Raw genomic sequence first — 11,963 nt, forward strand, 5'->3', positions numbered from 1 at the left:
GAATACTACCTTTGGAGAATGAGCGAATCGACTTCAGCACTTGACAGTGCACAATTGCATGCCGAACTTGACACCATCTTCGACGAGGTGCTGCGCGACCTCAGCGACCTCGTAGCCATCCCATCCGTCGCATGGCCCAGCTTCGACGCCGCGAATGTCACGGCCAGCGCCGAGGCGGTCGCAGGCTTGGCACGCGACCTCGGCCTCGACGTCGACATCCTCAGCGCCGACCAGACCGACGGAACCCCGGGCTACCCGGCCGTCGTCGCGTCCGTCCCGGCCCCTGCAGATGCGCCGACCGTGCTTCTCTATGCCCATCACGATGTCCAGCCGCCCGGACGCGAAGAGGATTGGGACACCGAACCCTTTGTCGCCACCCGTAAGGGCGATCGCCTGTTCGGCCGCGGGGCCGCCGATGACAAGGCGGGCATCATGGTCCACCTCACGGCTCTGCGGCTGCTGGCCGACCGCCTCGGTGTGGGTGTGACTCTCTTCTTCGAAGGTGAGGAAGAAGCCGGCAGCCCGAGTTTCCGCAACTTCCTCGAAACGTACCGGGACCGTCTGCGCGCAGACGTCATCGTCGTCGCTGACTCCGGCAACTGGGCCGCTGGGACCCCCGCGCTGACGACGAGCCTGCGCGGAATGTGCGCTGTCGAATTCGAAGTCTCCACACTCGACCATGCCGTGCATTCGGGAATGTACGGGGGAGTGGCACCGGATGCGATGCTCGCGATGACGAAGCTGCTGGCCACTCTCCATGACGAGACGGGCTCAGTCGCCGTCACGGGACTGCACGCGGACACCGAGTCGGATATCGACTACGACGAAGAGACTCTGCGAACTGACTCCGGCGTACTCCCGGACACCGAGCTCATCGGCACCGGGACCCTGGCCTCCCGGCTGTGGACGCAGCCGTCGATCACCGTCATCGGCCTCGACATCCCCGATGTGGCGGTGTCGTCGAACACTCTCCAGTCCTCCCTGAGGGCCAAACTCTCGATCCGCCTCGCGCCAGGGGACACACCCGCCTCTGCGATCGCGGCCGTCGAAGAGCATCTGCGGGCACATCTGCCCTTCGGCGCGCAGCTGAGCATCGGTGAGACCGAGGGCGGCAGTCCCTGGCAGGCCGAAGAGGCCGATCCCGTGGTCCGCGCCGCCCGCCAGGCACTCACCGATGCCTGGGGCACGGAGTCGGTGACGATGGGCATCGGCGGGTCGATCCCCTTCATCGCCGATCTGCTCGAGATCTTCCCCGGCGCGTCGATCCTCGTCACGGGTGTCGAAGACCCGGACGCCAGAGCCCACAGCCCCAACGAATCTCTCTACCTGCCCGATTTCAGGGCCGCGATCGTCGCCGAGGCTCTGCTTCTGCAGCGTCTCGCCGACAATGGATGACACGACCAGGGAATAGCTTTCAGGGCATCGGCGTTGTGCCCGGTGTAGCCTGGGGACAGGAACGCGAAAAGGAGTAACCATGACTGTGACCGAAAAAGCCGAAGCCACCCACGAGGTGGAGCTGTCGTCGACCGCTGCCGACAAGGTCCGCAGCCTGCTGGAACAGGAAGGTCGTGACGACCTGCGCCTGCGCGTGGCTGTCCAGCCCGGCGGATGCTCCGGACTGATCTATCAGCTCTACTTTGATGAGCGCTTCCTCGACGGAGACGCTGTGCGTGACTTCGACGGCGTCGAGGTCATCGTCGACCGAATGAGCGTTCCCTACCTCAGCGGTTCGACCATCGACTTCTCCGACACCATCGAGAAGCAGGGCTTCACCATCGACAACCCCAACGCCGGCGGATCCTGCGCCTGCGGAGACTCGTTCCACTGATCAGCTGCGGCTGAGGAGGAACCCTTCTCATGGACCTGGAAGATCTGCGTGCCGTGTCGTACTCGGCCACGCAGGCCCAGGTCCTTTTGTCGTATCGGGCCGGACTCTTTCCGATGGGAGTCGGGCACGGCGGCTCCGGCCGAATGGGGTGGTGGGCGCCACGGCGCCGCGGAGTCCTGTTTCCAGGCGACCTGCGCGTGACGAAGAGCCTGCGCAAGTCGATGAAGCACTTCACCTTCACCACTGACCGTGCCTTCATGCATGTCATGCGCTCCTGTGCCGACCCGCGCAGGACAGGCAGCTGGATCACCGAAGAGATGATCGAGCTCTACCTCGGCCTCCACGAAGACGGGTGGGCTCATTCGGTGGAGGTCTGGAGCGACGATGAGCTCGTCGGCGGACTCTATGGGGTGGCGATCGGCTCATTCTTCGCCGGCGAATCGATGTTCCACACTCAGCGGGACGCATCGAAAGCGGCGCTGGCCCACCTCGTCGGACTCTTCGACGCCGTCGACGTCGGCAGCGGAACAGGCCCTGCCGCCTCGGGAGATGAGGACGCGGAGCCGGGGGACTGGCTCATCGACACGCAGTGGCAGACATCACATCTCGCGACCCTCGGCGTGTCGGAGATCAGCGGACTGGAGTACTCCGCGCACCTAGATTCCGCGCTCAGGGGCCACGTCTGTCAGGATATTCTCAACAAATGAACATCTGCAGGTGAATTTCTACCGCTTGTAGCGGTAGTCTTGTGGGTGACAGAGTAAGTACACGTCTCTCGGCCTGACCTGGAGACGCAGAACGTTGTGAAAGGCTGCACGTGGATTCTCCGAATCAGTCAGGACCGCAGCGGTCCTGGGCGAAGCGGCTCGGCATTCTGAGCGCCGTGTTGATACCGGCGCTGCTATCGGGTTGCACTAAAGAGCAGATCGCCACAGGATTTTTTCCCGTCGAATCTCAAGGCGCGACGAGCCACACTGATGCCTATACAGCGCTGTGGAACGGCGGGTGGATCGCACTCCTCATCGTGGGCCTCATCGTGTGGGGTCTCATCCTGTGGGCCATGGTCGCCTACCGACGCCGCAAGAACGATCGCGGACTGCCGGTGCAGATGCGCTACAGCATGCCGATCGAAATCCTCTTCACCGTGACTCCGGTCGTCCTCGTCCTCGGATTCTTCTTCCAGAACGTCCAGGTCATGGAGCAGACGACGGATGACACGACCCCCGGCGAGCAGGTCATCGAGGTCGCTGCCAAGCAGTGGGCCTGGGACTTCAACTACGAGACCGAGAACGTCTACTACGCCGGCACTCAGGTCGAGCTCGACGGCACCGAGGCTCCGGAGGAGTCCGCTCCCGTGCTCTATCTCCCCGTCGACACCGATCTGGAGATCCGGCTGCACGCCCGCGATGTCCTCCACTCCTTCTGGGTCCCCGCCTTCCTCGAGAAGCGCGATATGATCCCCGGTCACGATCAGAGCCTGCATCTGCGTGCTGAGAAGGAAGGCGAGTACGTCGGCAAGTGTGCCGAGCTGTGCGGCGAGTACCACTCGGAGATGCTTTTCAACGTCAAGGTCGTGTCCAAGGAAGAATTCGCCGAATACACGCAGTCGCTTGCCGATCAGGGCAACACAGGCCAGCTGGGACCGGAGTACGATCGCAACTGGTACCCGAAAGAAGGTGCTGAGAAATGACCGCCACGATGGATCAGGCGGCTCTTGATGCTCCGGTAGTTCCACGGAGCAAGGGCAAGATCATCGTCGACTGGATCACGTCGACGGATCACAAGACGATCGGGTACATGTACCTCATCGGTTCGTTCTTCTTCTTCTGCGTCGGCGGTGTGATGGCGCTCATCATCCGCCTCGAGCTCTTCGAGCCCGGAATGCAGATCGTAGAGACCAAGGAACAGTACAACCAGCTGTTCACCATGCACGGCACATTGATGCTGCTGATGTTCGCCACTCCGCTGTTCGCCGGCTTCGCCAACGTCATCATGCCCTTGCAGATCGGTGCTCCGGATGTCGCGTTCCCACGACTGAATGCCTTCGCCTTCTGGATGTATCTCTTCGGCAGCCTTGTGGCCATCTCCGGATTCCTCACTCCACAGGGTGCGGCATCATTCGGTTGGACGGCCTATGCACCGTTGAGCAATACGACGTTCACACCGGGTGCCGGTGGTAACTTGTGGGTCCTCGGACTCGGTCTGCAGGGCTTCGGCACCATCCTCGGTTCCGTCAACTTCATCACCACAGTGATCACGATGCGTGCGCCGGGCATGACCATGTTCCGTATGCCGATCTTCACGTGGAACGTCCTCGTCACCGGCATCCTCGTGCTCATGGCCTTCCAGCCGCTGGCCGCCTCGCTGCTGGTCCTCGGTTCCGACCGCATCCTCGGTTCCCATGTATTCAGTCCGGGCAACGGCGGACCGATACTCTGGCAGCACTTATTCTGGTTCTTCGGACATCCGGAGGTCTATGTCATCGCATTGCCGTTCTTCGGAATCGTCACAGAGATCTTCCCGGTATTCAGCCGCAAGCCCGTCTTCGGCTACAAGGAACTCGTCTTCGCAACAGTCGCGATTGCTGCTCTGTCGGTGACCGTGTGGGCACACCACATGTACGTCACGGGCGTTGTCGCCCTGCCGTTCTTCGCGTTCATGACGATGCTCATCGCGATTCCGACAGGTGTGAAGTTCTTCAACTGGATCGGCACGATGTGGAGAGGCTCGATTACGTTCGAGACGCCCATCGTGTGGTCGATCGGCTTCCTCGCAACGTTCCTCTTCGGTGGTCTCACCGGTGTCATCCTGGCCAGCCCCGCACTCGACCAGCAGGTGTCCGACACCTACTTCGTCGTCGCCCACTTCCACTACGTGGTCTTCGGCACAGTCGTCTTCGCAATGTTCGCCGGATTCTACTTCTGGTGGCCGAAGTGGACGGGCAAGATGCTCAACGAGAAGCTCGGACACATCCACTTCTGGATGCTGTTCATCGGCTTCCACGGAACCTTCCTCGTCCAGCACTGGCTGGGAGTCGACGGAATGCCGCGTCGTTACGCCGACTACCTGCCTCAGGACGGCTTCACCTGGATGAACCAGGTCTCGACGGTCGGTTCGCTGCTGCTGGGTCTGTCCATGGTTCCGTTCTTCTGGAACGTGTGGATCACACACCGCAACGCACCCAAGGTCACGGTCGACGATCCGTGGGGCTACGGAGGGTCGCTCGAATGGGCCACTTCATGCCCGCCCCCGCGTCACAACTTCACCTCGCTGCCGCGGATCCGTTCCGAGCGTCCTGCCTTCGACCTCAACCATCCTGAGCTGCTCGAATACGCAGGTCATTCCAATGAAGAACAGCTGACAGGAGGAGCCGTCAAATGAGAGCTTCGATCTTCGTCTTCATCTTCTCGGCCGTGTTCTTCGTGATCGTCGGCATCGTCTACGGCTTGTACACAGATTTCACGGAGATGGCCGGATTCCCTGCGCTGCTGCTGCTGGGCGGTATGTCCGGAATGATCGGCATCTACCTGTGGATGACGGACCGACGTGTCGGCCGTCAGCCGCAGGACAACGATGATGCTGAGATTTCCGATGCTGATGCCGACTACGGCATGTTCAGCCCGTGGAGTTGGTGGCCCATCACGTCTGCCGGTGCCGCCGCTGTCGCCTTCTACGGAATCGCGATGGGTTGGTGGATCTTCCCATTCGGTGTAGTGCTCGGAATCATCGCGCTCATCGGTCTCACCTACGAACACGATCGCGGCGACTTCGCTCACTGATCGCCGACGGTGTGGTAGCCACTGTGGCCCGGACTCGAAATGAGTCCGGGCCACAGTGCTGTCTCAGCTGCACCACGATGGGCCTTCGCCGATGTCCACGCGCGCTCATTCATTGAGAGCTGCATTCCAACACCCCATCATCGACGTTTCATCGGAAGGTGTCCGGCACGGCAGGATCCTTGCCTCAGATGTGAACCTCCGTGGAATTGCCTCTGCCCCAGAATCGGTGGACAGTCGCAGTGGAGGCAGCCGACGGGCTCGCGGACGTGGGTCCCCTTCTTCTGCTCCACGTGGGCGCCATTGATTCTGCTTGCTGCCCTTGGCCGGGGGAATGGGACCGAGTGAATGCTCCACTTGGCAAACACGCGTTCGTTGATGACTTCAGGCGCGTTGCCGGAATCGATGCCGAAGTTCGGGAAACGGAGGCCAAGCTGGGTCCGAGTGTGGAGTGGGGAAGGACTCTCAGTCAGGTCGTGCCCCTTCGACATGGCTCAGTCAACTCCAAGTAAGTCGGCCCTGATCGTCATTGGTGCCTTCCAGGTGTCTCCACTCCGATGCCGAAAGGTCTAGCGCACATTCTGACGCCATCGGGAAACCACCTGCTGCGCTCCAGTTCGCCGGCTGGGCATGTGTCAGCGGTCATGAGGACCAACCGGTCAAGATGACCAATCATGCCGAGTCTCGATCGCCTCAATGCTGGCTGGTCGTCGTGATGAGCCACAGAGAGTCTTCAGCGTGTCTATGGAGGTGCTCGGGTTCCCTGCGTCGGTCTTCCACGCACTCTGCGCGGCTTCCACTGGTCCGCGGGCCCTCTGATAGACGGCTAACGGTCTAAGAGGCAAATGGCACTCTTAGAGGTTGCGCGGATAGGCAGGGAGTGTGCGTATCCTGCACACGGCGTGTCGTAACAGACTGACACGGAGAAGCGTCAGCTTCGATGGAAGTGCAAACATCACAATCGAAGACATAAGGACAGCTTCCCCGTGCCAGCACTTCCATCTTCAGTCATCGACCCTCTCTGGAGCCAATTCAAAACTCTTCTGCCCACGATCAACGACGACCACCCCCTCGGATGCCACCGGCAACGAGTTGCCGAACGGATCGTCTTCGACAAGCTCGTCGCCCGACTCGTCCTCGGCGGTGCCTACACCAAACACGCTGACGACCTGGTCTCAGCCACAACGCTACGAACCCGCCGCGATGAATGGATCACCCAAGACGTGTTTGCTCGCCTCGAGCAGATCGCGCTCAACGCCTTCGACCAAGTCATCGACCTGGACCTGACTCATCTCAGTGTTGATGGCTGCTGTGTGAAGGCCCCCTGCGGTGGTGACAACACCGGACCGAACCCGACCGATCGCGGCAACTCCGGACAGAAGCGTTCCGTGCTCGTCGAAGGCCACGGCCTGCCGATCGGAGTTGTCCTGGCCGGGGCCAATCGGCACGATTCCCCACTGCTGCGGCCCACACTGGAGCGTGTGTCCCCGTTCGGGTTCTTCTTGCCCGAGACGATTCGAGTCGATCTCGATTCCGGATATGACTCGTATGTCACCCGCGACCTATTGTCCGAATTCGGGTGTGGGCGGAAGATCTCGCCGAAGGGAACCTATATCGAGATCAACCACACCAGGCGGTGGATGATCGAGCGGACGAATTCTTGGCACACTCGCGGGTTCAGACTCCTCCAAGTGGTGCTGGATCGGGTCGATCGCGTCCAACACGCGTGGGCGAGTCTGGCGAATGCGGTCATTGTCCTCAAGCGACTGCTGCAGATGTCATGGACTCAGTATCGGTGGGCTACCAGGCCCGTCAAGCGCTATGACTGGAGATAACTCCCATCCGCGCATCCTCTTAGATAAGAAAGACTCGGATCAGGGCTCAACTCAGCGGGGATCCCATCACAGATGGCGATGAATGCGGTGCTGTGAAGCGAGAGGCATGACTCCGAGGACGGAAGAACAGTCGGAACACGAAGAGTTGCTGCTGGTCGACGACCTGAGTCCAACAGACGGGGAACGGGGTGCTGCTCGGGCATGGGGGAGTGGCCTTCCCTCAGGCGCGTGGGTGAATAGAGCGAGGGGCCCAGCAGCAGAACTGCTGAGCCCCTCGAACTTGGCTGATCACATCGGTCAGTGACCGAGCTCGTTGTGGTTCGAGCCCTCGACTTCGTCGTGGTCATGATGTGAAGCCTCGAGCTCCTGCTTCGACACCGGAGCAACACGATCTTCGAAGAAGAAGCGTGACAAGCGTGCACGCAGCTTCTCCATGCCTGTGATCTTGCCGTCAGCGTTCGGCTGAGCCGGGATGTACGCAGGCGACTCGAACGCGGTGATCTTCCACAGCTTGTGCGGAGGGAGAGCCTCGTGACGTTCGAGGAACTCGCCGTGGGGCAGACGGATGATGTGTGCCGTCTCCCGTCCGTGCAGAGCGATCTCACGGTCCTTGCGCTGCAGTGCCAGGCACATGCGCTTGGTGATGATGTAACCGATGATCGGTCCGAAGAAGAACAGGAACCGGAAGATGTAGATCATATCGTTGAGCGACATCTGGAAGAACACAGCCACGATGTCACCCGATGCGGCCGCCCACATGTTGCAGTAGAAGATGATTCCTGCAACCCCGATCGCGGTACGAGTCGGGTTGTTGCGCGGACGATCGAGGATGTGGTGTTCGCGACGGTCCTTCTGCAGCCACGCCTCGAAGAACGGGTAGACGAACATGACAGCGAACACGCCGCCCATGACGACCACGGCACTGTTGATGTTGAACGAGATCGGCCATCCGAAGATGTAGAACTCGAACCAGCCCGGAACGATGCGGAGGAATCCGTCGGCCCAGCCGATGTACCAGTCAGGCTGGGTGCCAGCGGAGACCGGTGACGGGTCATATGGACCGTAGTTCCAGATCGGGTTGATCGTGAACAGAGCCGAGATGAGCGAGATGAGACCGAAGATGAGGAAGAAGAAGCCTCCGCCCTTGGCCGCGAAGGTCGGCAGGACCGGCTCTCCGACGACGTTCTTCTCGGTGTTTCCGGCACCCGGGTACTGGGTGTGCTTGTGCACCACGACGAACATCAGGTGGATGCCGATGAGCGCGATGAGCAGGGCCGGCACGATCATGATGTGCAGGGTGTACAGACGCGCAACGATGTCGATGCCTGGGAATTCGCCGCCGAAGAGGAAGAACGAGATGTAGGTTCCGACCAGCGGCAGCGACTTCAGGATGCCGTCGATGATTCGCAGACCGTTGCCGGAGAGCAGGTCGTCCGGCAGCGAGTAGCCGGTGAAGCCGGCTGCCATGCCCATGATGACCAGCAGAACGCCGACGACCCAGTTGAGCTCACGCGGACGCCGGAAGGCACCGGTGAAGAAGACACGGAGCATGTGGACGCTCAGTGCTGCGACGAACAGCAGGGCACCCCAGTGGTGCATCTGTCGGATGAACAGACCACCGCGGATCTCGAGGGAGATCGCCAGAGTGGAGTTGTACGCCTCTGAGATCTCGACGCCGCGCAACGGCAGCCAAGGACCTTCGTAGTGCAGCTCGCCCATGGCGGGCTGGAAGAAGAACGTGAGGAACGTTCCGGACAGAACGACGATGATGAAGCTGTAGAGAGCAACCTCGCCGAGCATGAACGACCAGTGGGACGGGAAGATCTTCCGACCGAACTCGCGCACGAGGACCGATGCCCCGACACGAGTCTCAGCGAAGTTCGCTGCCTTCCCGATGGTGGTTGTTGGCTGTGTAGTACTCATGGGTGGTTGATCTCCCAGAACGTAGGTCCGACAGGCTCAGGGAAGTCCGACTGGGCAACCAGGTAGCCTTCGCTGTCCACGGTGATGGGCAGCTGAGGAAGAGGTCGTTTGGCCGGGCCGAAGATGACCTTGCAGTGTTCTGTCACGTCGAAGGTCGACTGGTGGCAGGGGCACAGCAGGTGATGCGTCTGGTGCTCGTACAGCGCCACAGGGCAGCCGACGTGCGTGCAGATCTTCGAGTAGGCGACGATTCCGTCGTGTGACCAGTCCTTGCGGTCCGGATCCTCTTTGAGTTCCTTGGGATCGATGCGCATGAGGAGCACAGCGGCCTTGGCCTTCTCGTTGATCGGGTGGTCGCTGGCTTCGTGATCGCCGATGCCGGAAGGCAGGACGTGGTAAGCCGAGCCGATCGTGACCTCGTCGGCCTTGATCGGACGTTCGGAATCCATCGACGGGATCCCACCCGGATCCCGGATGAGGCGCGTGCCCTTCTGCCACAGTGTGTTGAACAGCTTGTCGCCGGGCAGCGGACCGAGGTCGCGGAAGACGAGGACCGCAGGCAGCGGAGCGATCGCGAGTGCGGCAATGAGAGTGTTGCGCAGCAGGGGTCGACGGGCGATGCCCGATTCTTCCTTGGCCTGGTGGAGGATCTCGAGCGCAACCGCCTGATCCTCTTCGCTGCCGCCGATGTCATGACGTTCGTCAATTCCCTCGTGATCGCTCATGAGGTTCTTGGCCCAGAGCACGGCGCCGAAGCCGATGGAGAACATCGCAACAGCAGCACCAAGGCCGACGAACATGTTGTGGAGGCGGATGCTCTGCATCGATTCGCCGGGGGTGAACAGGAAGTAGGCGACGATGAACCAGATGGTTCCGATCATCGAGAGGATGAACCAGCCGGCTACCTGCCGTTCGGCGACCTTCTCGGCGCGTGGGTCCGTGTCGGCCAGGCGCGGCGTATGCTCAGGCAGACCCGGGTTTGTGAACCCGTTCAACTCCTCGAGCTGGCTGCCGCCGCCGGAGTGCTCTTTCGAGGTCATTGAATTCCCCGTCTATTCTCGTAATTGATGGTGAACGACACTGTCAGACTCACTTGGACCTGGATGACAGCCACACTGTCAGACCGATGACAGCAGCAAGTCCGAAGAACCAGATGAACAGGCCCTCAGCCACTGGGCCCAGCGATCCGAGCTTGAATCCGCCGGGGGAGGGGTTGTCCGAGACTTCCTTGACGTAGGCGATGACATCGCGCTTGTCGTCGGGAGTCAGGTTCGCGTCGTTGAAGATCGGCATGTTCTGCGGGCCGGTCTGCATCGCTTCGTACAGGTGCTTCTCTGAGACCTCGGCAAGGTTCGGTGCGTACTTGCCACGGGTCAGTGCACCACCGGAGCCGACCACATTGTGGCACATGGCGCAGTTGGTGCGGAACAGTCCGCCGCCGGCTGCCGGGTCACCCTTGGAAGCATCGAGGTACTCATCTTCGGGAACTGCCGGTCCGGGGCCGAGCGAAGCAACATAGGCGGCGAGTTGAGCAGTCTGCTCCTCATCGAACTGCGGTTCCTTGACACGAGCCTGCGGGCCGTTGGCCTGCAGCGGCATGCGACCGGTGCCGACCTGAAAGTCAACAGCAGCGGCGCCGACGCCGATGAGGCCGGGGCCGGCCTTCGAGCCTTCGGCGTTCATGCCGTGACAGGTGGCGCAGTTGGCCGCGAAGAGTTTCTTGCCTTCTTCGATGTCAGAAGCGCTGGCTGTGTCCGCCTTGGCGCTCGAAGTCTGCGTGAAGAGTGCATAGGCTCCGCCGGTCAGCAGCAGTCCCACGAGCAGAAGCGCGACCAGCGCCATGGGATGTCTGCGGCGATCTGCTAGAAGCTTCACTTGATCGTCCTTTGCTTGAAGTGTTGTGAGTCCTGGGGGCCGAGCATCTCAGGCCGGCTACTGGAGCAGGTAGATGACGCCGAACAGACCGATCCAGACGACATCGACGAAGTGCCAGTAGTAGGACACGCAGATTGCGAATGTGGCTTCGTGGTGACCGAACTTCTTCGCTCCGTAGGCGCGTCCGATGACGAGCAGGAAGCAGATCAGTCCGATGGTCACGTGGATGCCGTGGAAGCCCGTGGTCAGATAGAAGACTGAGCCGTATCCGTCGGAGCTGATCGAGATGCCCTCGCTGACGAGGGTCGCGTACTCCATGACCTGACCGGAGACGAAGATCGCGCCCAGGGCGAAGGTGAGGTAGAACCACTCGACCATTCCCCATTTGGCGATGTTGAACAGCGAGCCGGTCCGCCGAGGGCGGAACCTCTCAGCTGCGAACACGCCGATCTGGCAGGTGAACGAAGACGACACCAGGATCAACGTGTTGCCGAGAGCGTAGGGGATGTCGAGGATCTGAGTCCTCGCCTCCCACAGCTCCGGAACAACGGACCGGACGGTGAAGTACATGGCGAAGAGCGCGGCAAAGAACATCAGGTCGCTCGCGAGGAACACGATGAAGCCCACCGTGGTCACATTCGGACGATTGACAACCGGATGTGCTGGCGCTGTTTGAGATGCAGTGGCAGTTGACACAACCCCATTATTACCCGTCTCGGGGTGAGT

11 protein-coding genes are annotated in these 11,963 nt (G+C 61.1%); 7 read left to right on the forward strand and 4 right to left on the reverse strand.

Features of this window, described 5'->3' with window-relative positions; all coding sequences use genetic code 11:
* Positions 1–18 precede the first annotated feature (18 nt).
* From EB835_RS04145 to EB835_RS04175, 7 genes are all read left to right on the forward strand, one after another.
* Complete coding sequence (locus EB835_RS04145) at positions 19–1,395, forward strand: dipeptidase (RefSeq protein ID WP_135808228.1); 1,377 nt, start codon at positions 19–21, stop codon at positions 1,393–1,395.
* A gap of 79 nt (positions 1,396–1,474) precedes the next feature.
* Complete coding sequence (locus tag EB835_RS04150) at positions 1,475–1,828, forward strand: HesB/IscA family protein (RefSeq protein ID WP_025778316.1); 354 nt, start codon at positions 1,475–1,477, stop codon at positions 1,826–1,828.
* Positions 1,829–1,857: 29 nt separating this feature from the next.
* Complete coding sequence (aat, locus tag EB835_RS04155; protein ID WP_135808229.1) at positions 1,858–2,535, forward strand: leucyl/phenylalanyl-tRNA--protein transferase; 678 nt, start codon at positions 1,858–1,860, stop codon at positions 2,533–2,535.
* A gap of 110 nt (positions 2,536–2,645) precedes the next feature.
* Positions 2,646–3,518 carry an aa3-type cytochrome oxidase subunit II gene (coxB, locus tag EB835_RS04160; protein WP_135808230.1) on the forward strand — a complete coding sequence of 291 codons (873 nt, stop codon included), beginning with the start codon at positions 2,646–2,648 and terminating at the stop codon, positions 3,516–3,518.
* Positions 3,515–5,209 (forward strand): aa3-type cytochrome oxidase subunit I, encoded by a 1,695-nt coding sequence (ctaD, locus tag EB835_RS04165; RefSeq protein ID WP_135808231.1) that lies wholly within the window; start codon positions 3,515–3,517, stop codon positions 5,207–5,209. The genes coxB and ctaD overlap by 4 nt, the downstream gene beginning before the upstream one ends.
* Entirely contained in the window at positions 5,206–5,607 is a 402-nt protein-coding gene (locus EB835_RS04170) for a cytochrome c oxidase subunit 4 (protein ID WP_135808232.1), read from the forward strand. Before ctaD ends, EB835_RS04170 begins: the two co-directional genes overlap by 4 nt.
* Positions 5,608–6,590: 983 nt before the next feature.
* Positions 6,591–7,439 carry an IS5 family transposase gene (locus EB835_RS04175; RefSeq protein WP_135808233.1) on the forward strand — a complete coding sequence of 283 codons (849 nt, stop codon included), beginning with the start codon at positions 6,591–6,593 and terminating at the stop codon, positions 7,437–7,439.
* Between the two features lie 297 nt (positions 7,440–7,736).
* Here EB835_RS04175 and EB835_RS04180 read toward each other — a convergent pair whose 3' ends face one another.
* The 4 genes from EB835_RS04180 to EB835_RS04195 are packed head-to-tail and all read right to left on the reverse strand — an operon-like array spanning position 7,737 to position 11,864.
* A complete protein-coding gene (locus tag EB835_RS04180) occupies positions 7,737–9,362 on the reverse strand; it encodes a cytochrome bc1 complex cytochrome b subunit (protein WP_135808234.1) in 1,626 nt (541 codons plus the stop codon).
* Positions 9,359–10,402: a cytochrome bc1 complex Rieske iron-sulfur subunit gene (locus EB835_RS04185; protein WP_135808235.1), complete on the reverse strand. Its 1,044-nt coding sequence runs from the start codon at positions 10,400–10,402 to the stop codon at positions 9,359–9,361. Before EB835_RS04185 ends, EB835_RS04180 begins: the two co-directional genes overlap by 4 nt.
* Positions 10,403–10,451: 49 nt before the next feature.
* Positions 10,452–11,237 (reverse strand): cytochrome bc1 complex diheme cytochrome c subunit, encoded by a 786-nt coding sequence (locus tag EB835_RS04190; RefSeq protein WP_135808236.1) that lies wholly within the window; start codon positions 11,235–11,237, stop codon positions 10,452–10,454.
* A gap of 57 nt (positions 11,238–11,294) precedes the next feature.
* Positions 11,295–11,864 (reverse strand): aa3-type cytochrome oxidase subunit III, encoded by a 570-nt coding sequence (locus tag EB835_RS04195; protein ID WP_039207694.1) that lies wholly within the window; start codon positions 11,862–11,864, stop codon positions 11,295–11,297.
* Positions 11,865–11,963: the final 99 nt, after the last annotated feature.

It is taken from the genome of Brevibacterium sp. S22, from assembly GCF_004745485.1.
Classification (GTDB): Bacteria; Actinomycetota; Actinomycetes; order Actinomycetales; family Brevibacteriaceae; genus Brevibacterium.

What these genes read in the sequence shown, in the direction of transcription:
- EB835_RS04145 (WP_135808228.1), top strand. Translation starts at nt 19, where the DNA reads ATGAGCGAATCGACTTCAGCACTTGACAGTGCACAATTGCATGCCGAA.
- EB835_RS04150 (WP_025778316.1), top strand. Translation starts at nt 1,475, where the DNA reads ATGACTGTGACCGAAAAAGCCGAAGCCACCCACGAGGTGGAGCTGTCG.
- aat (WP_135808229.1), top strand. Translation starts at nt 1,858, where the DNA reads ATGGACCTGGAAGATCTGCGTGCCGTGTCGTACTCGGCCACGCAGGCC.
- ctaD (WP_135808231.1), top strand. Translation starts at nt 3,515, where the DNA reads ATGACCGCCACGATGGATCAGGCGGCTCTTGATGCTCCGGTAGTTCCA.
- EB835_RS04170 (WP_135808232.1), top strand. Translation starts at nt 5,206, where the DNA reads ATGAGAGCTTCGATCTTCGTCTTCATCTTCTCGGCCGTGTTCTTCGTG.
- EB835_RS04180 (WP_135808234.1), bottom strand. Translation starts at nt 9,362, where the DNA reads ATGAGTACTACACAGCCAACAACCACCATCGGGAAGGCAGCGAACTTC.
- EB835_RS04185 (WP_135808235.1), bottom strand. Translation starts at nt 10,402, where the DNA reads ATGACCTCGAAAGAGCACTCCGGCGGCGGCAGCCAGCTCGAGGAGTTG.